General features: G+C 40.1%; 24 protein-coding genes. 14 read left to right on the plus strand and 10 right to left on the minus strand.

Annotation, left to right across the window (positions count from 1 at the left end):
- The first annotated feature begins 117 nt into the window (after positions 1–117).
- The 5 genes from rsmI (at position 118) to lnt (ending at position 6481) form a co-directional block, all read left to right on the plus strand.
- Complete coding sequence (rsmI, locus tag GSQ74_RS02040; RefSeq protein ID WP_158989530.1) at positions 118–834, plus strand: 16S rRNA (cytidine(1402)-2'-O)-methyltransferase; 717 nt, start codon at positions 118–120, stop codon at positions 832–834.
- A 175-nt stretch (positions 835–1009) separates the two neighbouring features.
- On the plus strand, positions 1010–2059 hold the full coding sequence (locus GSQ74_RS02045) for a hypothetical protein (RefSeq protein WP_254060789.1): 1050 nt from the start codon (positions 1010–1012) through the stop codon (positions 2057–2059).
- On the plus strand, positions 1989–4286 hold the full coding sequence (locus GSQ74_RS02050; RefSeq protein ID WP_158989532.1) for a hypothetical protein: 2298 nt from the start codon (positions 1989–1991) through the stop codon (positions 4284–4286). The genes GSQ74_RS02045 and GSQ74_RS02050 overlap by 71 nt, the downstream gene beginning before the upstream one ends.
- Before the next feature lie 63 nt (positions 4287–4349).
- Positions 4350–4865, plus strand: coding sequence for a DUF1572 family protein (locus GSQ74_RS02055; RefSeq protein ID WP_158989534.1), 516 nt, complete (start codon positions 4350–4352; stop codon positions 4863–4865).
- Positions 4862–6481, plus strand: coding sequence for an apolipoprotein N-acyltransferase (lnt, locus tag GSQ74_RS02060; protein ID WP_158989536.1), 1620 nt, complete (start codon positions 4862–4864; stop codon positions 6479–6481). Before GSQ74_RS02055 ends, lnt begins: the two co-directional genes overlap by 4 nt.
- A gap of 224 nt (positions 6482–6705) precedes the next feature.
- Here lnt and GSQ74_RS02065 read toward each other — a convergent pair whose 3' ends face one another.
- On the minus strand, positions 6706–7557 hold the full coding sequence (locus tag GSQ74_RS02065; RefSeq protein ID WP_158989538.1) for an N-acetylglucosamine kinase: 852 nt from the start codon (positions 7555–7557) through the stop codon (positions 6706–6708).
- Positions 7541–7942, minus strand: coding sequence for a response regulator (locus GSQ74_RS02070; protein WP_158989540.1), 402 nt, complete (start codon positions 7940–7942; stop codon positions 7541–7543). The genes GSQ74_RS02065 and GSQ74_RS02070 overlap by 17 nt, the downstream gene beginning before the upstream one ends.
- A 224-nt stretch (positions 7943–8166) precedes the next feature.
- Here GSQ74_RS02070 and GSQ74_RS02075 point away from each other — a divergent pair, with 224 nt between their 5' ends.
- The 5 genes from GSQ74_RS02075 (at position 8167) to GSQ74_RS02095 (ending at position 12426) form a co-directional block, all read left to right on the plus strand.
- On the plus strand, positions 8167–9966 hold the full coding sequence (locus tag GSQ74_RS02075) for a M61 family metallopeptidase (RefSeq protein WP_254060790.1): 1800 nt from the start codon (positions 8167–8169) through the stop codon (positions 9964–9966).
- A gap of 106 nt (positions 9967–10072) precedes the next feature.
- The gene (locus GSQ74_RS02080; RefSeq protein ID WP_158989542.1) at positions 10073–10228 is read left to right on the plus strand and encodes a lmo0937 family membrane protein; all 156 of its coding nucleotides are present in this window, start codon (positions 10073–10075) and stop codon (positions 10226–10228) included.
- Positions 10229–10364: 136 nt separating this feature from the next.
- The gene (locus tag GSQ74_RS02085) at positions 10365–11132 is read left to right on the plus strand and encodes a Ku protein (protein ID WP_158989544.1); all 768 of its coding nucleotides are present in this window, start codon (positions 10365–10367) and stop codon (positions 11130–11132) included.
- A 117-nt stretch (positions 11133–11249) separates the two neighbouring features.
- Positions 11250–11828 carry an STM3941 family protein gene (locus GSQ74_RS02090; protein WP_158989546.1) on the plus strand — a complete coding sequence of 193 codons (579 nt, stop codon included), beginning with the start codon at positions 11250–11252 and terminating at the stop codon, positions 11826–11828.
- A gap of 172 nt (positions 11829–12000) precedes the next feature.
- Positions 12001–12426, plus strand: coding sequence for a DUF1801 domain-containing protein (locus GSQ74_RS02095; protein ID WP_158989548.1), 426 nt, complete (start codon positions 12001–12003; stop codon positions 12424–12426).
- A 2-nt stretch (positions 12427–12428) separates the two neighbouring features.
- On the opposite strand, the gene GSQ74_RS02100 is transcribed toward GSQ74_RS02095, so the two are convergent.
- Positions 12429–13733, minus strand: a complete 1305-nt coding sequence (locus tag GSQ74_RS02100) for an APC family permease (protein ID WP_158989550.1) — start codon at positions 13731–13733, stop codon at positions 12429–12431.
- Positions 13734–14244: 511 nt separating this feature from the next.
- Here GSQ74_RS02100 and GSQ74_RS02105 point away from each other — a divergent pair.
- Both GSQ74_RS02105 and GSQ74_RS02110 read left to right on the plus strand, forming a co-directional pair.
- Complete coding sequence (locus tag GSQ74_RS02105; protein WP_158989552.1) at positions 14245–14715, plus strand: RNA polymerase sigma factor; 471 nt, start codon at positions 14245–14247, stop codon at positions 14713–14715.
- Entirely contained in the window at positions 14705–15301 is a 597-nt protein-coding gene (locus tag GSQ74_RS02110; protein WP_158989554.1) for a hypothetical protein, read from the plus strand. Before GSQ74_RS02105 ends, GSQ74_RS02110 begins: the two co-directional genes overlap by 11 nt.
- Before the next feature lie 188 nt (positions 15302–15489).
- On the opposite strand, the gene GSQ74_RS02115 is transcribed toward GSQ74_RS02110, so the two are convergent.
- Positions 15490–17406: a S9 family peptidase gene (locus tag GSQ74_RS02115; RefSeq protein ID WP_158989556.1), complete on the minus strand. Its 1917-nt coding sequence runs from the start codon at positions 17404–17406 to the stop codon at positions 15490–15492.
- Between the two features lie 61 nt (positions 17407–17467).
- Between GSQ74_RS02115 and GSQ74_RS02120 the strand changes: the two genes are divergently transcribed.
- The gene (locus tag GSQ74_RS02120; protein ID WP_158989558.1) at positions 17468–17728 is read left to right on the plus strand and encodes a hypothetical protein; all 261 of its coding nucleotides are present in this window, start codon (positions 17468–17470) and stop codon (positions 17726–17728) included.
- Positions 17729–17952: 224 nt separating this feature from the next.
- Here GSQ74_RS02120 and GSQ74_RS02125 read toward each other — a convergent pair whose 3' ends face one another.
- The 4 genes from GSQ74_RS02125 to GSQ74_RS02140 all read right to left on the minus strand — a co-directional run bounded on the left by GSQ74_RS02125 (position 17953) and on the right by GSQ74_RS02140 (position 23077).
- Positions 17953–19020, minus strand: coding sequence for an ankyrin repeat domain-containing protein (locus GSQ74_RS02125; protein WP_158989560.1), 1068 nt, complete (start codon positions 19018–19020; stop codon positions 17953–17955).
- 377 nt (positions 19021–19397) lie between these two features.
- Positions 19398–20186 (minus strand): succinate dehydrogenase/fumarate reductase iron-sulfur subunit, encoded by a 789-nt coding sequence (locus GSQ74_RS02130; protein ID WP_158989562.1) that lies wholly within the window; start codon positions 20184–20186, stop codon positions 19398–19400.
- Between the two features lie 88 nt (positions 20187–20274).
- Positions 20275–22209: a fumarate reductase/succinate dehydrogenase flavoprotein subunit gene (locus GSQ74_RS02135; RefSeq protein WP_158989564.1), complete on the minus strand. Its 1935-nt coding sequence runs from the start codon at positions 22207–22209 to the stop codon at positions 20275–20277.
- An 82-nt stretch (positions 22210–22291) separates the two neighbouring features.
- Positions 22292–23077 carry a succinate dehydrogenase cytochrome b subunit gene (locus tag GSQ74_RS02140; protein WP_158989565.1) on the minus strand — a complete coding sequence of 262 codons (786 nt, stop codon included), beginning with the start codon at positions 23075–23077 and terminating at the stop codon, positions 22292–22294.
- 165 nt (positions 23078–23242) lie between these two features.
- Between GSQ74_RS02140 and GSQ74_RS02145 the strand changes: the two genes are divergently transcribed.
- Complete coding sequence (locus GSQ74_RS02145) at positions 23243–24385, plus strand: TlpA disulfide reductase family protein (RefSeq protein ID WP_158989567.1); 1143 nt, start codon at positions 23243–23245, stop codon at positions 24383–24385.
- On the opposite strand, the gene pdeM is transcribed toward GSQ74_RS02145, so the two are convergent.
- A complete protein-coding gene (gene pdeM, locus GSQ74_RS02150) occupies positions 24386–25051 on the minus strand; it encodes a ligase-associated DNA damage response endonuclease PdeM (protein WP_158989569.1) in 666 nt (221 codons plus the stop codon).
- Between the two features lie 77 nt (positions 25052–25128).
- On the minus strand, positions 25129–26457 hold the full coding sequence (locus tag GSQ74_RS02155; RefSeq protein ID WP_158989571.1) for a cell wall metabolism sensor histidine kinase WalK: 1329 nt from the start codon (positions 26455–26457) through the stop codon (positions 25129–25131).
- Positions 26458–26459 lie beyond the last annotated feature (2 nt).

Below are 26459 nucleotides of genomic sequence, written 5' to 3' on the forward strand. Positions count from 1 at the left end.
TAGGCAAAGATATAAACTTGATTGTCATTGCGAACGTAGTGAAGCAATCTCGTCGTATATATTTAATGAAATGCATAGCTACGAGATTGCTTCGTACCTCGCAATGACAAAAAAATTATGAGCGGTAAACTTTACTTAGTACCCACCCCCATAGGCAACCTGGAGGACATGACCTTTAGGGCCATCCGTGTTTTAAAGGAAGCCGACCTGATTTTGGCTGAAGACACACGTACTTCTGCCCCGCTGCTAAAGCATTTCGACATCCATCAAAAGGTATTTTCGCATCATCAACATAACGAGCACCAGTCGTCACTCGAAATAGTTAAATTTTTAAAAGAGGGCAAAAACGTTGCGCTAATATCAGATGCAGGCACACCGGCTATTTCCGATCCGGGTTTTTTTCTGGTCCGCGAAGCATTAAAAAATGATCTGGCTGTTGAATGCTTACCTGGCGCAACCGCGTTTGTACCGGCGTTGGTTAACTCAGGCTTCCCAACCGATAAGTTTTGTTTCGAGGGGTTTTTGCCATTAAAAAAAGGCCGCCAAACACGTTATAAGTTTTTAGCCCAAGAAGAGCGGACAATCATATTGTATGAATCCCCTCACCGTTTATTAAAAACGCTGGATGAGATGATCACCTACTTTGGCGCCGACCGCCTGATCTCCGTATCGCGTGAGCTAACCAAAATGTTTGAAGAAACAGTACGCGGCACCGTTGAAGAAGTTAAAACTTATTACGAAACACATCCCGTAAAAGGCGAGTTTGTAATATGTATTGGGCCAAAACAAAGCGTATCAAACAAAAAAAGTTCTCAGGACGAGGACGACGAATAACAATAATAAAACACCATGTCATTGCGAGGTACGAAGCAATCGCACGTAGAAAAGCAGCCTCGCAAAGTTCGCGATTGCTTCGTACCTCGCAATGACACGGTTTGCATTTGCAAAGTCAGAGACCTATATGTTACGCTTACAGCAATCACGATTTTATTTGTGTTTATATAACAACATGGAGTCATTTTTAAACAGTTTCTCAGCTGGCAAAAAGTATTTTCTATTACCTTTTTTAGCGATCATTTGCTTATTACAATCCTGCAAAAAACACGCCGAGGCCAACAGCGCATTCTATTATTGGAAAAGCAATTTCAGCCTAAACGCGCAGCAAAGCCAGCTTTTAAAGGCAACATCCGGCAATAAATTATACCTGCGTTTTTTTGATATAAGCTGGGATAATAATACACAAAAAGCGTTTCCAAACGCGGTAGTCATTTTCGCCCAGTCTGTAGCTCAATTAAACATAACCCCGGTTATCTTTATCGCCAATAAAACGTTTGAAAACTTACCCGATACTGCTATAAATAGCCTCGCCGCAAACAGCAACAACCTTATTAACCGCATTGCGGCAAAAGCAAACATAAACTACCAGGCGGTACAATTTGATTGCGACTGGACATTAACCACCCGCGATAAATATTTCACTTTTTTAAAGGCCTTTAAAGCACTAAATAAACACCAGCTACAGGCCACCATACGCTTGCACCAGGTTAAATACAAACAACTTACAGGTGTACCGCCAGTAGATAAAGCGGTGCTAATGTTTTACAACATGGGTACGCTGAATAATAATTTGCAACAGCCAAATTCTATTTATAATCCGGCCGATGCCGAAAAGTATATTACTTATATCCCGCAATACCCGATTCAGCTTGATGTGGCTTTGCCGCTTTTTTCATGGGCGATCCAGATTCGTGAAGGGCGATTGATGCAGCTTTATAGTAATCCCGACAAAAAAGACTTTACCAATACTCAAAATTTCGACTGTAGAGGCAACGCCTTCACAGCAAAAAAAAGTTTCTTTTTAAACGGCGTTTACATCAAACAAAATGATATTTTTAAACTTGAAGTAACAGATGTAAATTTATTGAAAAAGGCGGCAAGCCAACTATCGGCTCATTTGTCGCTTCAAAAAAACAGAACTATCATTTATTATGAACTGGGTAACCTCAACTTATCAGAATTTAAAGCTGAAACAATCAACCAGGTTTCTGCTGATCTTTAGTATATGCAGCGTGGCTGTTGCCGGTACCGTTTGGGCTTGCGCCTTTGAGGATGACACCCCAGCTTCAATTTTTAGTCCGGAAGCATTCGTTTCAAAACAATATACCCCATTTTTTTACGATAGCGAGAATTGGTATTATGGTAAAAATGTAGAAGTTGATGATAACAACCAACGGTTCAACAACCAGGTAATTGATGAATGGGATGCTTATCTTAAACATAAATTAAACCCCGCCACCTTAAACTATTTGCTGTTAAAAGGCGACAGAAAAGGAATAGATTCTGTATACAATATTCTCAGCGGCACTACTCCGCCTCCCAAACAAGATTCCATCAGCATGGATATAGGCAAGCTGGATAAAAACACCTTAAATAATTTATTTGATTATTTGCGGCTGGCCAAGGATTGCGAAAAGTTTGCAATTGCCGAAGACAGAGGGTGGTACTCAGATCCAGGACCCGCCCCTATCGCACCCGACGGGTTGGAAGAGCAACTTACCACCGCTTTCAATTCATCTAAAAAGCCATTTATCAAACAGCGGTTATTATTTCAATTGGTACGCTACTATTACTTTTTTGAAGATACCGCTGGCCGCAAAAAGCACCAGGTAAATAATCAGGCAAAAATTTTATTACTGTTTAATAAGTACCAAACCAAGTTCCCGCAAAATTTAACCTATTACCGTACATTGGGCTACGTGGCCGGTTACTATCGCAGCATGCATAATTACGCGCTTGCCAATTATTTATATAGCCGTTGTTACGATTTTTCTTACGAGATGAAGATCCCAAGCAAGTTTAGCTTTCATCCACAGGATGATGCCGACTGGCAGCAAACGCTCAAACTGGCAAAAAACAACGAAGAAAAAATCACGCTGTGGCACCTGCTCGGCATGGAATATGACCCGCTGAGGGCTATTAAAGAGATTGTAGCTATCGACCCAAAATCAGAAAAAGTAACCCTGTTATTAAGTAGGGTGATTAATGCCCGGGAAGCCAGCGACAACAGCATCTATTACTTACCCCGCCACAACCTATACCAGACTCAGGATAGCATTAATTCAGTTGAGAATTTGGGGATTTCTATTGACGAGCGAAAGGTAGTAGATTCAATAGCCTTACAAAACAATACCGCAAAACCTTATTTCTGGAATATTGCCGCGGGTTACCTGCATTATATCCATAAAGACTATGCGCAAGCCGGTAAGTTTTATGCCAAAGCGAAAGATCAGCTCCCAGCTGATGATAAACTCGTGATGGCGCAATATAAAATGCTGTGCATATTTTTGGATGCAGACCAACTGCAACGCATAGATGCACAAACCGAAGCGAGATTGGTAGAGCCGTTAAACTGGCTTAGGGATGTACAGAAGAATGGCACTATTGAAGGATTAAGAGTTGGGAATTGTTCGTATGCAATAGCCAGCGTATATCTAAAACAAGGTGATACACTAAAAGCAGGCTGTTTTATAGATACGATTATACCTTATACCAATAACAAATGGGTACAAAAAATGATCGACCTGATCAATAAACCCAATAAAACGCCTTTTGAAAAAACGATGCTAAGATATTATCCGTATACCATTAATAATCTTTATTATCACCAGGCGATCATGTGCGCTTATAAAGAAGACATTGATAAGGCAATCGCGATAAGGAGTAAGATAGATACCATCCGATATGATACCTTGCCAGCTAACCCTTTCAATATCCATATCCAGGATTGCCACGATTGCGACCAGGCAGCCAAGCAAAAGCAAAAATTCACCTCGATAACGTTTTTAAAAACACTTCGCAATATTAAAGCTGATTTGAACGCTGGTAAGGACAGATACCGGAATGCCCTGTTATTGGCGAATGCTTATTACAATATCAGCTATTACGGAAACAACCGGCCGTTTTATGGGTCCGATATTTTTACGGGCGTTGAAATCTACTCGCAAAAAATCGCTGAGAAATATTACTTGCTAGCCCGCAATTATGCCCAAACTAATGATCAAAAAGCCAAATGCACATTTATGGCAGCCAAATGCGAGCACAACAACTATTACAGCCTGCCAGAGAGTGACGTAACCACACCCTGGACAGAAAAATACTTTACAGAGCTAAAAGCCAACTACTCGCAAACCAACTATTATCAGGATGTTTTAAACGAATGCGGATATTTTAAGGATTTTGTTGATGGTAAGTCTCATGCACCGACGAAAAATGCCGACCATTATTAAAGTGAAAACCATTATATAAATCCATAATTTTAGCCTCGCTCAATTTTGTAAGCGAAATAACTAATGGAAACATATTTAAATAGCGTTGTTAAGCGTTTTCAATCCTATAAAACACTTGGCGAAAGCACCTTTAATCAATTAAAAGATGAAGACTTGCTTTGGCAATATAATCAGCAGAGCAATAGCATTGCTATAATTGTACAGCACATGGCCGGAAATATGCTTTCCCGTTGGACAGGTTTTTTAAATACCGATGGCGAAAAGGAATGGCGAAACCGTGACACCGAATTTGATACCGTAACAACAACACGGCAGGAATTATTAGCCCAATGGAATGCGGGTTGGGAATGTCTTTTTAATGCTTTAAATTCTATTACCGAAGCCGATTGGGAAAAAACGGTGTACATCCGTAACGAGCCGCATAGTGTGGTTGATGCCATAAACAGGCAATTAACACATTACCCCTACCATGTTGGGCAAATTGTATTGATAGGTAAAATGCTTGCTCCTGATTGGAAGCCATTATCAATCCCACCGGGTAAATCTGACGATTTTAACGCCGAGAAATTTAACAAATGAAAAAAAGCATAATCCTATCCATCCTTTCAGGTTTACTATTGTGGATAGCCTGGCCACCTACTCCATACACTACTTTCCTGCTCTTCATTGGTTTTGTGCCGATGCTGATAGCTATGGAAAACATCATCCAATCCAACATCACTAAAAAGGGGAAGAAAATCTTCTACATCACCTTTCTAGGTTTTTTCATCTGGAACACACTTTGTATTTACTGGGTTTATAATTCGCTTAAAACTATTGGTCCGCTGGTGGCTGTGCCTATCACTTTGATTCCGTACTCGCTGGGTCCTTTATTAATGTCGTCGGCTTGTTGGTTATATTATCGTATGCGATTAAGTACAAGCCGTTGGTTAAGCTTAATTGGCCTGGTTTGTTTTTGGATAGCCTACGAATACCTACACCAAAGTTGGGATTTAAATTTCCCTTGGATGACCTTAGGCAACGGTTTCGCCGTAAGCCATAAATGGATACAATGGTACTCGTACACCGGCGTTTACGGCGGTACACTATGGATTTGGGTAGTAAATATCCTGATATTCTTGCTTTACGCAGGCCTCCGCGAAGCGCAAAGCAAAGCCACCAGATTAAGTTTAATAACAAGTTTTGTGCTGATACTGGCGTTACCGCTTGGCTGCTCGTACTATACTTATGATACTTACCAGGAGCAACCCAATCCGTCAAACATTGTTGTCGCGCAGCCCAATATTGATCCTTATGCCAAGGAATCAACTTTCCCCGCGCAGGAACAGATAGGCATTTTAACTCATTTATCTGATTCAATCGGACAAGCCAATACCGAATTCTTCATTTGGCCCGAAACGGCCATCGCCGATCAGGTTGATGAAAATAAGATCCGCAGCAATAACTACTTTTTACAGATACAGCACTTTTTAAACAAGTACAAAAATGGCAACGTTATTACCGGTGCCGAAACCTTTAAAATATATAACACAAGACTCACCAAAACTGCCAGTCCTACCGAGAATCCGGGTGAATATTTCGATAGCTTTAACGCGGCCATCAATATTGAGAATTCTGCCGAAGTACAATTCTATCATAAATCAAAACTGGTACCCGGTGCCGAATCATTACCTTTTGGCAATGCCTTGTTCTTTTTAAAACCTGTATTTGAGCATTTAGGAGGCGCTACAGGCAGCTATGGCAGTCAGCCAGCACCAACTGTATTCTATTCTCAAAGTGGCATAGGCGCCGATCCTGTAATCTGCTATGAATCCATCTGGGGCGAGTACGTAGCCACCTCGGTTCACATGGGGGCGCAGTTCATCGCTATCATCACTAATGATGGTTGGTGGGGAAACACATCAGGTAAAGACCAAGCCCTTGATTATGCCAAACTACGGGCAATCGAAACCCGCAGGTGGGTATGCCGCTCGGCAAATACTGGTATATCGGCGTTTATTAACCAACGTGGCGATATTGTGCAGCAAACCGGCTGGTGGGTAAAAACGGTAATCAAACAAGATATTAATCTGAATTCAGATTTAACATTTTACGTACTGCATGGCGATTACATAGCGCATATAGGCTGCATTTTAGCTGTGCTTGGAATTGTTTGGGTATTGGTGAGAAGGAAGAAAAGAATAAACATTGTCTGAACCTGAATTCATAGAATTAAAGAATTACCATAATTCTTATCCTTTGTTAGTGTCCTCATTAACAAAGGAAGTAAAAGAATAGCACTATAAACCTTTTGTCATTCTGAGGAACGAAGAATCTGTACGGTGTAAACTACTTTACAGATTCTTCGCTGCGCTCAGAATGACAAGGAGTAAAAAAAACACTACAAACCCATAATTCAACAAATTCCAAAAATTCGAGTTCAGGCACTCTTCTCCAGCATAAAATCCAGCAGATCATGTATCGGTTGGCGGATAATTTTGCCAACACGTATACCATTAGCCTCGCATTGCGCCTTTAACTCATCAGCAAAAACATGGGATATAGAACCTACAAAGTGGCATTTGTATTTATGATACTCCGGGTACGATTTAATATTCGTATCAATAAACTCCTGAAATCCATCTTTCAATAAAGTCTGTGCATATTCGGTAGTCCTTATTTCAGTAAGAAATTTAGAGAATGCAGCCAGGTAAGAATTACCACCCGGTTTTTGGTATACATTTTTTATTACATCCTCGCGGGTAAGATGGTAAGTTTTTTCAAATTTAGCGTTAATGTCATCAGGCATATTGCCATATAAAAACCCGGTGACCAGCGCCTTACCGAACCAGGTTCCCGAGCCTTCATCGCCCAAAACAAAACCTAAACCATGTTTGCCGGCATGTATCTCCTCGCCATCAAAAAACGAAATATTTGAGCCCGTACCCAACACGCAACATATGCCCTTATCATGCCCGCAAGTAGCATAAGCTGAGCCATACAGATCACTATCAACACTAATAAACGCTTTGGGGAAATACTGGCTCAGGGCATTCGATACGATCTCGTGCCTGTCGGGGCTTGAACATCCCGCGCCGAAAAAATAAATTTCAGTAATTTCGCTACCCTGCGCAATTAGTTCAGGCACCTGGTCGCGTAAAATCTTGGCTATCTCCTTCTCGGTTAAAAAGTAAGGGTTTAGTCCCGATGTTCTGAATTGTTGTGTTTCCTGCTGTGGTGTGGCCAGCAACCAGTCTGTTTTTGAAGAACCGCTATCAGCAACTAAGATCATTTGAAAATACCTCTTCCAGTGCCTTTTGGGTTACAGGCTTATGAATAAAATTAGTGATATGTTTATTAAGTTCCGACTTTTGCATGTCAGTCGGATCGAGCGACGATGATAGCATATATATTTTTATGTTCTCCTTATTTGGGAATACAAGTTTATCATATTCTTCCAAAAATTCAAAACCGCTCATTAAAGGCATTCTTATATCTAGGAAAATCACATCAGGTGCTATCGTGCCCGCAAGTAATGATTCAATAGCCTCATCCGGCGATTGCCTTACAATAACATCCTCAACAAAATTGCCGCTCTCCAAAATCTTCCTTGTAACGAAATTATCGATGTAATTATCGTCAATGAGTAAACAAGTTTTGTAGCGTGCGGCCGTCATTCTTTTTGTTAATTACTAAAGTAGTATTTAGGATTTATACGTGTAATATTATTTAAAGATATGGTTTTACAACGTTAATGTATGTAATTTTTTTTGATATACGTGTACGTATAAAATATTTCATGAGTATTAATTGGTTTGATAGCGTGCTACATGGTATTTTTATCATTTATTTTAACAATATTGCTTTTTAAGACAATTAACTATTTTTATAAATTGCCCTAATGAAAAAAACTCAAGTAACTGCCCTTTTTTCTTTAATACTATTTTTTATGAATGTGAATACAAGTAACGCTGCAAGCCCCGCAACAATTTCATACAACGTTACTTTCCCCCAGGTACAAGCCCATTATGCTGATATTGAAATGAATATCGAGCACCTTAACCAGTCAACATTAGTACTAAAAATGCCCGTTTGGACTCCCGGATCATACCTTGTACGTGAATTTGCCAAAAGCGTAGAAGGCTTTACAGTAAGTGCTAATGGCAAAGAAATCCCTTTTGTAAAAACACGCAAAAACTGGTGGAGCATTAACACAAAAGGATTAAATCATGTAACCATCAAGTACAAAGTATATTGTTTTGAAGTTTCGGTGCGTACCGCTTTTGTTGATATTTCGCATGCCTTCCTGTCAACATCAGGAATTTTTATTTATCCCGAAGGAATGCTTAATCAGCCTTCAACCATACACATTGTGCCTTTCGGCGGCTGGGATAAAGTATCTACCAGTTTAGATATGGTAAGTAATGATCCTTTCACCGTGCATGCTCCCAACTACGATATTTTATATGATTCGCCTATTGAAGTAGGCAACCAGGATGTTTTTGGTTTTGAGGCAGCGGGTGTACACTACCAGATAGCCATGTACGGCGGCGGTAATTATGATAGAGATAAATTAAAAACCGATATAGCCAAAATTGTAGAACAGGAAACCTCGGTTTATGGCGAAAATCCAAACAAGCATTACGTTTTTATTGTACACAATTATTTGCGTGGCGGCGGTGGTTTGGAACATTTAAGCTCAACTGTTTTGGGCGCTTCGCGCGATGCTTATGGCACGCCGCGTGGTTATCAAAACTTTTTAAGCCTGGTTGCGCACGAGCATTTCCATTTATGGAACGTTAAACGCCTACGCCCGATAGCATTAGGCCCGTTTGATTATGACAACGAAAACTACACCACCGACCTGTGGATAGCCGAAGGCTTTACCGCTTATTATGAGGACATTATTTTAAGGCATGCCAACCTTATTGATGCCGATAACTATTTAGGCGTTATGGCTAATGATATTAACCAGGTGGAGAACACACCGGGCAAAAAATTCCAAAGTATTGCCGATGCCAGCTACGATGCCTGGATAAAGGCTTATCGCCCTACCGAAAACTCAAACAACAGTACCATATCCTATTACAGCAAAGGCTCTGTAGCAGCCATGCTGCTTGATCTGGAAATTATTAATGATAGCCATACCAAATATTCATTGGATGATGTGATGAAATACATGTACCATGAGTATTACAAAACCCTGAAACGTGGTTATACCGATGCCGAGTTTAAAAAAGGACTCGAAAAATTCGTAGGTAAGAACTTGGACGATTTCTACAAAAAATACGTTTACGGCGTGGCTGATGTGAATTACAACAAATACCTGGGCTATGCAGGCTACCAGCTTACCGACGAGGCTGCAGGCAGTAACGACCCATCATTAGGCGTTATGACCGCAAACAGCGGCGGCAAAATATTTGTAACAAGTGTGCTGCGCGACGGCTCCGCCTGGGTTGATGGTATAAACGTTAACGATGAAATTGTATCGGTTGATGGCATACCCGTTACTGATGCAAACAGTATACTCGCCAATAAAAAAGTAGGCGATAAACTCTCCATAACCATAAACCGCGATGGCTTATCACTGGTATTACCTGTAACTTTACTCAGAAACGAATTGGTAAAATACAAGATAGAAACGGTGGCAACCCCATCGGCACAACAACTAAAAGTGAGGACCAAATGGCTTAAATTATAACTGGTTGTTAATTAATTTGTGAACATTTCATAACAATTAAAACATTCCTGTAAAGAGTAATGTTACTACTGTCATCTATGAGAATCATTAATTAAATAACCCCACCATGAATTCACTACTGTATATTATAGCCGTTATATTGCTCATAGGCTGGGCATTAGGCGTATTTTTGTATTCTGCAACAGGCATCATACATGTTTTATTGGTTATAGCTATTATAGCCTTAATTTTAGGCATAATCAGAAGGCCAACAGCAATATAGGCTGAAAATATTTATAAAAAAGGCGTTTCATACAACATGAAACGCCTTTTTTATTTACCGTCAATAAACATCTAAATTTTAAACAAAACTGTTTTCAGGTTTATTAAGTTATATAAAACACATTAATAAATTAGTTATGAGGTCTATCTGGAAAGGCTCGTTAGGGTTTGGGTTGGTAAGCATCCCGGTAAAACTATATTCGGCAGTACAAAAAAGTTCGCTTGATTTTGACATGCTCGATGGCCGCGACCACTCCCGCATCCGTTTCCAACGGATTAACGAACAAACGCATAAAGAGGTACCATATGATAAAATTGTAAAAGGCTACAAACTGGATGACGGCTATGTAGTAATGGACGAACAGGATTTTGCCGATGCCGCACCCGAGAAAAGCAAAGTAATTGAAATAGAAAGTTTTGTGGATATAGCTGATGTCGACCCCATGTTTTACGAAACATCCTACTATACCGAACCCGATACCAAAACCAACAAAGCCTACGCGCTACTGATACAAGCCCTCACCCAATCAAAAAAAGCAGGGCTCGCAAGCTTTGTACTGCGCAATACCGAAAGCCTGTGCATAGTACACCCGGTAAAAAATGTATTAGTAGTAACCACCATCCGTTTCGGGCAGGAAATTCGCAGTACCGAGGATTTAAATTTGCCGGATAAAATTGAGGTCAGCAAAAAAGAGCTGGATATGGGCATGACCCTCATTAACCAATACGCCGAAAAATTTGATGTATCGAAATTTAAGGATGAATACAGCAGCCAGCTGTTGCAAATAATCAAAGATAAATCAAAAGGCAAACGCGCTACCGTTAAAAAGCTTAAACCACAAGCCCAAACATCAGGCGATGACCTGTACGAAAAACTGATGCAGAGCTTGAAAAAGGGTGCGTAATTATCAAAACATCATTGCAGATATTGTGTGAACTGGAATTTTTAGAATTAAAGAACAATCAAAAATTCCAAAAATGCATCGAATTCCATAAATTCGAGTTCAGACAATAGATAACTCATGAAAGTTGATTATGATGTTAATGCTGGCAGTATAGCCATTCCACAAAGCAAAACTAAACTCGCTTTATTATTATTGTTATCCCTAACCTTCGTGGCCCTGGGTCTATGGATTATCCAGAATGCCTCTTCACCCGAAAACCTGGATAATTGGCATCGGTGGAAGGGCCTAATCGCTGGATTTTCCTCTATTATTTTTTTTGGTGGATGCTCATTGGCATTCTTGTTCATGCTATTTAACAATAATCCGGGCTTAATAGTTGATGATAAAGGGATCACCATAAACCCTGGTATATTTTCAAACAGGTTTATTCCCTGGAATCAAGTTGAAAAATTCAGCATACAACAGGTGCTACAAACAAAATTGATAGGGGTACACCTAAAAAATCCCGAAGAATATATCGAACAACAAAAAGGAGCCTGGATTAAAAGAACCCTTAAACTCAATTATAAAAATTTTGGCGCACCCCTGAGTATAGCAACCAATAACTTAAAGGGCAACTTTGATACTATATATTCTCTTTTAACAAGCAGATTATCTTCCTATACCCTCAACGCGAAGACCAACGTTATTGAGTAACCTTAAAAGCGTTTCTTCTCTTCACTATCTGCCATAATAATTCCGCGCTGCATAAAAGTACAAAAGCAAACAAGGCCGCCAAAACGTCTTTTTCGTGAATGATAGCGCTATAGAGCCTTTGAATTCATTCAATAGAATAGTAGCTTTATAATAATTATCAACAATTATTATAATGACTGAAGCAAAAACAAAACTTACGGAAAGATCTGTAGACAGTTTTATAGCAGCTGTAGAAGATGATAAGGTTCGTGCGGATTGTTATGCCATCATTAATTTAATGGAAAAGGTTACCGGTGAAAAACCCAGGATGTGGGGCCCTGCGATTGTTGGCTTTGATAAATACACTTATAAATACGAAAGCGGCCGTTCAGGTGAAATATGCATGACCGGTTTTTCTCCCAGGAAAGCTAATATTACGTTATATGTATTAGCCGGCTTCCCAGCACAAGCAGAACTCCTTCAGAAGTTAGGGAAACATAAATCAGGCAAAGGTTGCCTTTATATTAAAAAGTTAGATGATGTTGATATAAATGTTTTAGAAAGCCTGATAAGAGAATCCATCAGGTTTTTAAAGGAAAAACATCCAAATCAGGTTTAAAATCATTGATTAGTAAATGCTTTTCTGCGCTTTACTATCTGCCACAACAGCTCGGCACTGCATAAAAGTACCAAGGCAAATAACGCTGCCATAACACCATTTTGGGTAGATGACAGCGCACCCGTAAAAGCCACAAAATAAATAATAGTTGGCAAAGCTATCACCATGCACAGTCCTTTAACTCCTAAAGGTATTTTAAATGGTCGATAAGTATCAGGCTCATTAATCCGAAGCTTGATCAGCGAAATATACTCCAATGCCAAACCAGCTCCGTAAATGGTAACATCAATAATAAACAAAGCCTCCAGGTCCCAGTGTACCATGGCGCTCACTACAACAGAGCATACGATGATGGATATATACGGCGTATTAAACCGCTTATGCTGCTTATTTAATTTAGATGGAAGCAATTTATCCTCAGCCATCACCATCGGCACGCGCGATACCGACAGCAGTACCGACGCATAAATACCCAAACAACTGGCCATGCCCCCAATAGCGATAAGCGCGCCCAGCCAATGCCCGCCGATAATGGTTGCTACCACCGGAAAACCTTCATCCTTTAATCGCGCCGCGCTGATACCCGACAACTGCGAAACCCATATCACCAAAAAATAAACCACAATTACTATAGCGAAAGCGCTTATTGTGGAGGTAAGATACGAGCGGATAGGCTTCTCCACTTCTTCGGCATAAGTGGTAGTATTATCCCAGCCCAAACAATTCCACATAATAGTATACAATGCCATACCTAATGACGGAAAAGTAATTCCTTTTAAACTCGGTGCAGGCAAAACTATACTCCCACTATGATGGTAAAAAGCTAATACATACAATATGATAAAAGGCATTAAAACAATCGCCCCTAAAAATAACGACACCTTACCTACCGGTACTATCCCCAATATATTAAGCCCCGCCGATATCCATATAAATACAAGGCATAATGGAAGTTTATAAGCATCAGCACCAGGAAAAAAGAAGCCTGCATAAATCACGAACAGCACGGGGTAAATGGCCAGATCAACAAAAGTATAAAGCCAGGTCCACCAGCCTTCGTAAAAGCCCAGGCGGTTTCCTAAAGCATATTTTACCCATTTGTAATAGCCGCCGGTTACGGGCATCATGCTGTTTAACTCGAGCACCGTATATATGGCAGGTACATCCCAAAGTAAAGGGGTAAGTAACAACAAAAGTATTGCGCCATGCTGCCCGGCATAAGTAAGCAAAGGTTCGAGCCCATATGGCCCGCCGGAAACTGTGAAGAAAATAATAGCAACAAGCTGTATAGGGCGTATTTTTTTCAATGCTGATGTTTAACGTAAACATAAAAAATACGATTGATTTTAATCGGCATTATTAAAGAATGAATTGAATTCAATATTTAATTGTCATTCTGAGGAACGAAGAATCTGTACTGGTGAGATAGACTTACGAAGTTTTAAAAACTTCGTAAGTCTATCCACTTCCTATTATTCATAATGACATTGCTTTATATTATTTCCAGACATAAGTTTTCCGGGAGCAATTACTGCATTTATACCTTTTAATAGGAAGCCAAAACAAGAAAACTTTAACAATCTGTGCTCTTTTTACGCGCGAATTAAGGAACCCGGTATCACACTTAGGACACTTGGTGGTATTTTTTTCCATAAATAATTATCAACAACTTGGTTTGTTAAACCGGGATTAGGGGAATGAAGTAATATTCCACTAATATATATTATTAATATATATTAATAAGCTCAAAAAGTGTAGCATTTTTAAAATCTTGGTATCTAAAGGTAAAATAAGCATATATGGCAAAAAAGCATTTAAATGGTATTTGAGGAAATTTACAAAACCTATTGGAGCAAGGTTTTCCGCATTTGCATGGGCTATGTTAATGACCATGACTGGGCGAAAGATATAGCGCAGGAAACGTTTGTTACCATTTGGCAGCAACTACCAAAATTCAGGAACGAATCGGCCATTGGTACCTGGATATTTCGCATTGCATCCAACAATTGCCTGCGGCAGATAGAGCGGCAAAATCGCATACCACGCAGCGAGATGCCCGAGCAAATAGAAGAAACTATTGCACATGATATTGAACCCGCGGTTCAGTTTTTATATAAATGTATATCGGAACTCCCCGAAACGGATCGCCTAATTATATCATTGGAACTGGAAGATATTAAACAGGCAGAGATAGCCAAAATTGTAGGCCTAAGCGAGACAAACACACGGGTTAAAATATACCGCATAAAGGAACGATTAGCCAAAAAATTTGAAAGTTATGAGCACTGAAATGGACTTTAAAGCATTATGGAACAAACAACCCATTGATGCCAAACCTGATATTAAACAAATAACTATGAGAGCTGAAAAACTAAAAAGAATTTTCCGGTATCAACTGGTAATCACGAACGTAGTGCTGTTGGCGACTGCTGCATTGGTAATACATGTAGGTTTTACTATGGATAAGGCACAAATGACAACTAAAATTGGTGTGATATTAGAAGTGATAGCTTACCTAACATATCTAATAGCATACAATCAATTGATTCCCCTAATATTAAAAACTAATCCTGAGATAAGTAACCAGGACTATTTAAACCAATTGATCACTATAAAGCGAAAAGATGCATTTTTAAATACTGTGATAACGAATATCTATTTCGCATGCCTATCCCTGGGAGTATTTTTATTCATGGTGCAGCCGGTAATGCGCATGACGCCGGTTTGGGGAATTATCTTTTACCTGATAATAGGGTTATGCCTGGCGTTTACCTTTTTTTATTTAAGGCCGTATAATATCCGGAAAAAGCAAAAGACGTTGAATGATATAATAGCAAGATTAGAGCAAATTAACGGGCAATTGGAAACGGAATAAACTACTTTGTCATTCTGAGCGGAGCGAAGAATCTGTACAGTTGAAGCAGACTTAGTTTTTAAACTTCGTAAGTATAACAGGGTTTGAACAAAATTGTCATTCTGAGGAACGAAGAATCTTCTGCATTATGCATAGTTCGAATGCAAATCGCAGAAGATTCTTCGCTACGAAATGACAAAAAAGAAAGGTTACAACGTCTCCTTCAACCACCTGTAAAACTCATGCTGCCACACCAGCGCATTTTGCGGATGCAGCACCCAATGGTTCTCATCCTGCATCACAATCAGTCTGCTTTTAATACCTTGTAATTGCGCAGCCTGAAAGGCCTGTAAACCCTGCTCCAAAGGCACCCGGAAATCTTTTTCACCGTGGAAGATCAATATCGGAGTATCCCAATTAGCAACATAATTGCTTGGCGAAAACTCTCTATATGATTTTTGGGCAGCGGCATTATTCTTATCCCAATACGGGCCGCCGTAATCCCAATTCGGGAACCACATCTCTTCTGTGGTACCATACATGCTACGGAAATCAAAAATACCATCATGCGCTATGAAAGTTTTAAAACGCTTTTTATGAACACCCGCCAACATATACACGGAGTAACCGCCATAACTCGCGCCAACACAACCTAATCTTGCTTTATCAACAAAAGGCTCGCTGCTTACATTATCTATCGCGCTCAGGTAATCCTTTATAGCTAAACCACCGTGGTCCTTACTGATCTCTTCATTCCATGCAGTGCCATGCCCCGGCATACCCCTACGATTTGGCGCTACAATAATGTATCCGTTCGATGCCATCAACTGCAAATTCCACCTAAAAGAATAAAACTGCGTCAACGGACTTTGCGGCCCACCCTCGCAATAAAGCAAAGTCGGGTATTTTTTAGTTTTGTCGAAGTTTGGCGGATAGATCACCCAAACCAGCATATCCTTACCATCAACCGTTTTAACGGAACGACGCTCTGTTTTGCACATGGCTAAACTGCCGTAAATCTCATCATTAACATGGCTTAATTGTTTCATAAAGCCATTGGTAATATCTACGGTGTAAAGCTCGTTCGCATGGTTAAAATCGCCACGGGTAACTATCAGGGTTTTCCCTTTTTGGCCAACAATATCATTCACATCAAAATCGCCTGCAGTAACCTGGGTAATAACAGGCATCATTTTGGTAAGCCCCGGGTAAGTTACATTAAACAATTGCGAAGTACCATTTATCGGCGCGATAAAGAAAAGACTTTTACCATCCTCAGCCCACTTATAGCTTCCCACATGTATATCATCACGCTGTGCGGTAAGGTTTAATTTGAAGGTGCCGGTTGTAGCAACCAAATCTTGTTTGTCGCTTTCATAACCATCACGCTTCATTTGCAGCCAGGCCATTTGTCCTTTTTTATTGAAGGTTGGTTGCAAATCATAACCAGGATTATCCGCTGTTAAATTGGTGGTTATGCCCGTAGCAATATCATAGCTATAAATATCAGTATTGGTGCTAATGGCATAAGCAGTACCGAATTTCTTTTTGCAGGCATAAACAACTCTTTTGCTATCCGGGTTCCACACAAAATCCTCATCACCACCATCAGGTTTCAGCGGACAATCATAAGGCTCACCAGGCATCAAATCTTTGGCCTTGCCGGGTTTGCCATTAACCATTGGCGCAAGCATTACGTGGCCAAATTTACCATCCTCCCAGGTATCCCAATGGCGATAGTTCAGACTATCATATATCAGTACATTGCTTCTTTTCAGGTCAGGATAATAATCAGTTCCCGAAACTTTTTCCACCTTAATATCCTGGCTGCTGATCTTATATTTACCATCCGGCGATACTTTATCATCGGCCATCCACTCATTCAAATCAGTAACCAAAAATGGCGTACCACCTTCAATAGGCAAGCTATATGTTTTGGTGACGATCTTATTGCCAGCAATATCGGGCACACCCACGGTGTAGATCACATACTTACCATCTTTAGAAATCCCCTTGCCGCTAACGCGACCCAGCTTTAAAAGTAATTCAGGGGTAAGTAAATTTTGGGCATTAGCTGTCATACCCGAAATTATTAGAAATAGCAAAATAAGAATCCTGTTTTTCATTATGATACATTGATAAAAATGAGTGGGGTTAAAATCGATTTAAAGATAAAAATAAATTTATGTGATTGGGAGCGATGACATGGCAATGTACGCTATTGGGAAGATGGGGATAGGTGTGGCTCTGCAAGTGGCGCTGTACCACGGTACAAGTGGAACAACTGGTACATTTGGTACACTTTTAGCCAAAAAAACGCCCGAAACAACCCTAAAAAGCCCGTTTTTACCCACTTATTTAGCGGCTTTTCGGGCTAAAAACACCCAATTTAGGCCCCAAAAAGCACTAAAAAACACACATTTTTCACCATTTTTTGCCATTATTTGAGGCATTTTATAGCGTTTTTACCGCAATTTTGCACCATTTTGAAACAGTAAAATTTCTTGCACTCGCTAGGGTGGAGCCTAATGGCGTTCGGAAGATTAAAAAAGGGTGTCCTTCTGAGCATAGCGAAGAATCTGTAAGTTGGTTTACGCTTGTACAGATGCTTCGTACTTCAGCACGTTTTTTACATTTCTTCGGTATTCCGCCTATTGCTGGCGCATGCGTTATTATATGTTATATTTAGGCTTACTTAATAATATTGAGTTTGGGTTAGTCATAACCCATGTTGTTGCCAGTTCACATAAGCGTGACGGTTCATCATCACCATTTCCGGTGCGGCGAATTTCTTTAGCAATAGCCGTCGCTTCATTAAGCAAAGTTTCATTTAATGACACACCTGTCCCAAGGTGGCTAATTAGATCATCCAACATTCTTTTAAAATCGCTGCTCCAATTAACACCACCATTTCTATATATTTCATCTCTCACTTTTCCTGTAATACGTACAACTTCGCCTTGTACCGTTTTTGCCGGGCCGCTGGATGGGACTAATAAATCCCACAATTCATTATATTGATCTTCCCATTTTAATGCGGTAACAGTTATTGGAGATATGCCATCATGTAGCAATCTCTTTTTTATTGGAGTTACGTTAAACTTTTTATACAATTGAGATAAGGCCTCGTCCGTTGCCGTCAAAGATTCTTTTTTAAAACCCTCTCTGTGAAATTCAAAAGATTCTCCGATACTCGTAATTGCTTTTTGCATTTCTACGGTAATAGACACTGTTCCTTCTTGAAGTAAGATATCGGAAATCGCAACCAGATTTACAATGTTTATATTATTTGCGCGTTTTAATGCATATAATAATGGCGTTTCATCCCGATCATTTTTTATTGTAATATCTGCACCTTTTAAAACCAGCAACTGTACATTATTTAAATTAAAACCATTACCTGCAGCCATGTGCAAAGGCGTATTACCATTCGTATCTTTAGCTTCAATATTAGCACCCAATTCAAGCAAAACAGCTACATTTCCATTCCAACGCATTGCATGCTCATGAAGTGGGGTTCTATTATATATATCATCGGCAATATTTACATCTGCCCCGTTTGCTATAAGCCACCGTATTAATTCTTCTGGAACATCATAAAAGCTGAGTGCGGTTTCTTTGGGATATCCTCCTGTAGCATTGAGCTCACATGTTTCAAATACGGCTATCAGATCGCCAATATTTGATGCTTCAATAAGTTCTTTAAAGTTTTTAGGAAGAGTTTTTCTTTTTTTTGCCATGTTCAGTTTATAATTTAAGCATCGATTTTCAGCTCAATAAAGTCTGTATAGGGGGAAACGGAAATATTTCACAGTCTAAAACAAAATATTGCTGGCGCATGTGTGCCGCGTGTATCCACATTGACATAAAATAACCTCATTGCAGGAATGAATCAATCTATATATTTCACAGAGAAATTTGCTTATATAGAGATTTAGCTTCTGGTCGGTGCTCACCGCACTAATCTAATATTTTAACCGCAATTTTGTACCATTTGAAACAGTAAAATTCCATCGTAATTGCTTCGTTATGGCAATGACGTAGAAAAAACTCATAAAAAGCAAAAGCCCTTTTCCAAGGGCTCTGCTATATAAATAAATTAGGGCTTTGGATCTAATTATCCGTTATTCTCATGCGCATGCTCTTCTCTGAAAAGCTTGGCACTTAAATAATCATTGTTCATGCGCGAGATGTTGGTTAGGCTGATTTCCTTAGGGCATTCTGCTTCGCAGGCGCCGGTGTTGGTACAGTTGCCAAAACCTTCGGCATCCATTTGCGCTACCATTGATTGCGCGCGACTATAACGCTCAGGCTGACCTTGCGGCAACAACGCGAACTGTGATACTTTAGCCGATACAAACAACATAGCCGAAGCGTTTTTACACGCCGCAACGCAGGCACCGCAACCGATACAGGTAGCCGAGTTAAATGCCTCGTCAGCTATTACTTTAGGGATAAGGATTTCGTTAGCATCAGGCACACCACCGGTATTTACCGATACGTAGCCACCAGCCTGTTGTATACGATCAAACGCTGAACGGTCAACTGCCAAATCCTTTATAACCGGGAAAGGTGCAGCGCGCCAAGGCTCGATAGTAATCGTTTGTCCGTCGTGGAAAGTACGCATGTGCAGCTGGCAGGTTGTAATTGCCCTTTTTGGACCATGCGGGTGACCGTTGATATATAACGAGCACATACCGCAAATACCTTCGCGGCAATCATGGTCGAAATGTATAGGCTCATCGTTTTTATGGATCAGGCTTTCATTTACCACATCCAGCATCTCCAGGAACGACATATCCGGCGAAATACCTTCAGCCTGGTAAGTCACAAACTTGCCCGCTGTTTGTGCATTTTTTTGGCGCCATACTTTCAGCGTCAGGTTCATGTTTCCGTTAGTACTCATTTTCTTAGAGTTTGTATTTTAAGTATCAAGTAGCTAGTATCAAGTAGCTAGATAAAAAATCTTGATACTTGATACTAAATACTAGCTACTACTTATAATTTCTTTGTGTTAAATGCACGTATTCAAATTCCAGGGCTTCTTTATTAAGTTTCTCTGGTTGGTTATCACCTGTATATTCCCAGGCGGCAACAAATGCAAAGTGCTCATCATCGCGTAAAGCCTCACCTTCCGGTGTTTGCGACTCTAACCTAAAGTGGCCACCGCATGATTCATTACGCATCAGCGCATCGTCAACCATAAGTTCGCCAAGCTCCAAAAAGTCAGCTACACGACCAGCTTTTTCAAGCGACGCGTTTACTTCCTCGTTATCGCCTAAAACAATAGCGTTTTTCCAGAAGTCAGCCCTTAAAGCGTGTATCAGTCCTTTTGCTTTGGTTAAACCTTCAGCAGTACGGGCCATTCCGCAATATTCCCACATAATTAGGCCTAATTCGCGGTGGTATTCGTTAACTGTTTTGGTACCCCTAAGTGCTAATAATTTAGCTATATAGTCGGTTACGTCTTTTTTGGTTTGAGCAAAAGCAGGATGATTAGCATCAACCGGCTTTGGACCGATAGTAGCCAAATAATCGCCCAAAGTATAAGGGATAACAAAATAACCATCAGACAAGCCCTGCATTAATGCAGATGCTCCTAAACGGTTCGCACCGTGGTCAGAGAAGTTACACTCACCTAAAGCATATAATCCCGGTACGTTAGTGCTCAGGTTATAATCAACCCAAAGGCCACCCATAGTATAGTGAACCGCAGGGTAGATACGCATTGGCTGAGAATAAGGATCCTCATCCGTGATCTGGTAATACATGTCAAACAAGTTGCCATATTTAGCAGCAACCGCATCTTTACCAAGCCTGGCTATCGCATCAGCAAAATCAAGGAATACTGCTACTCCCGAGCCACCAACACCACGGCCATCATCAACCATTTCCTTAGCATTACGTGACGCCACGTCGCGCGGAACAAGGTTACCGAATGATGGATATTTTCTTTCTAAAAAGTAATCTCTGTCTGCTTCACCAACTTGTGCCGCTTTAATCGCGCCTTTGCGTAATTGCTCAGCTATCGCATGAGTTTTTGGCGCCCAAACACGACCATCATTACGCAATGATTCCGACATCAAAGTCAGTTTCGACTGGTGATCGCCGGTTACAGGGATACAAGTAGGGTGAATTTGTGTATAACAAGGGTTAGCGAAGAATGCACCACGTTTGTGTGCCCTCCAGGCTGCTGTTACATTTGATCCTGCCGCGTTGGTCGACAAATAAAACACATTACCATAACCGCCTGTACACAATAATACAGCATGACCTGTGTGTGTATCAATTTCGCCGGTAGTTAAGCTACGGGTGATGATACCTTGCGCTTTTCCATCAACAACAACCACATCCAGCATTTCGGTACGGGTATACATTTTAACCTTACCGTGGTGTATCTGGCGGTTTAATGCCGAGTAAGCACCTAACAGTAATTGTTGTCCCGTTTGGCCCCTCGCGTAAAAAGTACGTGATACCTGCGCGCCACCGAATGAACGGTTATCAAGCAAACCACCGTACTCACGTGCAAAAGGAACACCTTGTGCAACACATTGGTCGATAATGTTTACTGATACCTCGGCTAAACGATAAACGTTAGCTTCGCGGGCACGGTAATCTCCCCCCTTGATGGTATCGTAAAATAAACGGTAAACGCTGTCGCCATCATTCTGGTAATTCTTAGCAGCGTTAATACCACCCTGCGCAGCAATAGAGTGCGCACGACGCGGGCTATCCTGGAAACAAAATGCTTTAACATTATAACCCAATTCGGCTAATGATGCTGCGGCAGAAGCACCCGCCAAACCTGTACCTACCACAATAATGTCGTACTTACGTTTGTTTGCAGGGTTAACCAGCTTAAGATCGAACTTATGCTTGCTCCATTTTTCGGCTAATGGGCCCTCTGGAATTTTAGCACTTAAACTCATTTTATATTTGGTTTATCGGTTGATTGTTGATTGAGTGAGTAGGCAAACCGCTTAACTTAATCAACCATTCAACTTAATTAACTTATTTATTTAAACTCATAAAATAATACACAACTGGCATAGCGGCGAAGCCTAACGGAATAATAACCGCGAACAACCAGGTGCCAACAGACTCAACAATTGGTGTGTATTTGCGGTGTACCCAGCCCAGTGTACGGAAAGCACTCTGAAAACCGTGCAGTAAATGGAATGACAATGCGCCCATAGCCACCACATATAATAGTACATACCAAATGTTGCTAAAGCTATGCGCTACTTTTGCGTGGATATCCTTAACACGAACAATCTCTACGTTATTTTCAACAGTTGCTGAATGCTCAAATGTTGGCGAAACCGGAGTATAATCGCTTTCTATTGTTTGGTTAGTAGCCAGGTCGGTACGGTATTCCTTAAACGCTACATCGTTGGTAAATTTGTATTTATACCAAAAATCGCTCATGTGAACCACCAGGAAGAAAAACAGGATAGAACCCAAAAGCCCCATGTTTTTTGATGACCATGATGCTGGTGATTTATTTACTACAGCGTAACCTACCGGGCGTGCCCTGCGGTTTTTTACGGTAATAATAAGGGCATATAATGCATGTACTATTATAGCAACGTATAATATATAGGCAACAACCTCAATTGGGGGGAAATGCGTCAGGAAGTTGGCATATAAGTTAAAACCATAACCATTATCGTTACTAAATAATAACAGGTTACCGCCTAAGTGTACAATTATAAAAGTACACAAAAACAAGCCTGTTAAAGCCATTATTAGCTTTTTGCCCAGCGATGAGTTAAAGGTTTGTTTAAATTCGCTCATTATGAATTAGATTTATTTCCGCAAAAGTATTTATTAAATACCAAAAGATATAAATGCTTTTGGCTATTTAGTGCCGAATTAGCTATTTAGAAACAATCTAAGCTTTGATTATAATTTGCACTCCATTGGTATTGGTTTATATTAGTGCGGACCTAATATCACCCAATGAAATATTTATACTTTTTTGCTTTTGTTATTTTAATTAGTAGTTGTAACCGTACAAAATATGTTGAGATTAATGGCACTATAGATGGCATAAGCAATGGAGCCATTATAATAAAGGACCCGCAAGGCATCCAGCTTTTATCTGTATTGATAGCTGATGGTAAATTCCACACCAAAAATGTACTACAAAAACCGGGGTTTTATGACCTGTTTATTGTACCTGATCTGGAGAAAGATTACAAGAAAAAACTATACGAGGTTTATTTAGAAGGCGGAAACTATACCATTGCCGCTGATAAGGATAAATTATATCTATATCCAACCATAAAATCTGATTCAAAAATCCAGAATGAGCTTTCGAATTATTATGCTACTTCATTTCAGCAAGTACATGATATAACTGAACAGGCCGACAGCATCTCTGATATGCTGTACGACAAAAATTCGCCTGTTGTTGTAGGTAGCGATCAATATTTCGATCTGCAAAAACAGTTGAAGTTGGTAACGGCAAGCTTAAGTACCGTACAAGCCAAAAGTTTAGCTGATTATGTAAACAAAAACCCGCAGAATGATATTGAAGCATTTGTAATGGCACAGGTTGACTATAAAAAAAATCCTGAAGCTTATAATCCCATCTATCAAAAGTTTACTACTGAGCAAAAAAATACCGATAATGGCAAAGCCGAAGCTGATGACCTTGGCCAGTTAATGAAACTTGCCGAAGGTGCACCGGCACCAAAAATATCAGGCAAAACATTGGATGGCAAACCTTTTGATAAAAGCAGTATTAGTGATAAAAAAATAATTTTGGTGGAGTTTTGGCAAGCTAACAGCGATGTATGCAAGCTAAATCATGTTAAATTGCTCAATGCCTATTCCGATCTGTTAGCCAATAAAAACTTCACTATCGTAAGCGTCTCAATGGATACCAAGCGGGATGAATGGGTAAATGCAATACAACAGCAAAAATTACCATGGATACAGGTAAGCGACCTGCAAGGCCAAACCTCACCTAATATGCTCGATTGGGCGGTTAGCACCATCCCAACTTATGATTTGGTTGATGGTAACTGGCACATCATCAAACGAGATGTTGATTTTAACGATCTATACGACGAGATAGACAAGGATTTGAAGAAATAATTAATCAATAGCGATAACCTTATTGGGGGCGATGGCAAAAATGCGGTCAGTTTTTTGGCTGCGGATGGCTACCCTGCCTGTAAACTTACCAAACGACGGCAAAATGGCCTGCTTCTTGCCAAAAGCAAAACAAGGCAAAGTAATATGCTGCCGGGCCTTGCCGCTTAAGCTAACACCCGGATGGATATGCCCGCAAAGAACATAACCCATGGCACTCTTTAAAGCTTCATCATTCAATGGATGGTGAAGCATCAGGAACGGGTCGATCAGTAGTTCATCATGAAGCGCCACATCAAGGTCGATATAATGTTGGTCGTTAATAATATCATGGTTGCCACGAATCAGGATCAGCTCCAGTTTAGGAAAATGCTTTCGCCATAAAACAAACCAATCCCAATCCGCATTTAAATCACTGTGAAAAAAATCACCCAAAAAAATGATCTTCTTGGGCTTGTGCTCATCAATCAAATCGGATAACATGGCTAAATCATTCTGCTCCATATCCCGTGGCACCGCTATACCGGCTTTACGAAAATGCCCAACTTTACCCAAATGCACATCGGCTACAATAAGCGCCTGCTCCTGCTGCCAGTAAATAGCCTTTTGCGGCAGAAGAAGAAGATCCTGATCGAGCAAATTAAAAGATACGGCGGTAGTATTTACCATATTACAAAAGTAGCAAAGCTTGGTTTGCCATTTAAATTGATTTTTATCTTTTGACAAAGCACAAGAAAAACAGGCACTTACTTTGCTATCAAACTCGCGGGGAAGATCAATTTAAAAGTACTACCATTTTCTTTTTCTGATGCCACATCAATCCTGATGCGATGAAAATCGGCAATGGATTTTACAATTGGCAGGCCTAATCCAAAACTATCCTGTTGCAAAGATTGCTTCAACTTTTTAAACCGATTAAAAATAAATGGAATATCGGCAGGATTAATACCTACGCCGCTGTCAATAATTTCAACCACATATTCACCGTTTTCATGCGATGCATCAATGTGTATATCACCATTTTCACGGTTATATTTTATGGCATTATTAATCAAATTAAAAAGCAGGTTAAACAGTAAAAACTTATTTACGTTCACCAATAAAAAATCATGCCGCACCTCTACAGAATAATTAATATTCTTATCCTGAAAACGGATAGATATTTCGTCATATACTTCCTGTAATAATGAACTAATCCTGATTTGATCTTCTTTTAAAAACTGATCATTTTCAATCTGCGATATCAATAGCAAAGTTTTGGTGATGCTTTTTAACCTGTTCAGTATCTTTTGCATCTCGAGCAGGCGGCCTTTAATCTCGTCAGCAATATCCTCCTCCTCAAACATGTTCTCAATTTTTGATTGCAGTATAGATATTGGCGTCATCAGCTCATGCGATGCATTGGAGATAAACTCCCGTTCTTTTTGAAAGGTACTCTCAATCGTCTGTATCATTTCATGGATACTGATGTCAAGGTGCTGAAAATCGTCGGTACTTGTTTCAACTTGTTTATAGGACCCAAAATTGGGGAACTTTTGTCCGATAAGTTTGGTCTTAATAATCAAGCCCAATGGCCGCAGGATATAATCGGAATACAGCTGATCGGCCAGGATGGTTAAAATAACCATTACTACCAGCACCATAAAAGCAATACTTTGCAGGGGGGCCGTACGCTCATTTACAGTATCAAGGCTTATACCTATCTCCAATAAATATTTTTTGTTGTCGGCCTTAAAATCGTGACTTAATATGCGGTATTGGATGGTATCGGCCTCTACTTTACGGGCCTCATTTTTTATATTGTCAAGATTTTCGGCAGTGGTATCCCGATCCAAACTTACGTATACATCCTTTATAGGTGTATAGCCCGCATAGTTTGTCCCATCCTCAATATAGTATTTAATACCTACGTTTTTTACCGTTTGCAATACCTCATCACGTTGCTTGCGCAGGCGGCTGTCAGTATAATTTATATTGATATTTTTAATCAGCACCGGCAAAAGCAAAACAAACAAGGTTACAATTACCAGTTTTGATATGGTATTAAACAGCGTAAGTTTTGTTCTGAGTTTCAAAT

The organism is Mucilaginibacter sp. L196, assembly GCF_009765905.1.
In the GTDB taxonomy this organism is placed as follows: domain Bacteria; phylum Bacteroidota; class Bacteroidia; order Sphingobacteriales; family Sphingobacteriaceae; genus Mucilaginibacter.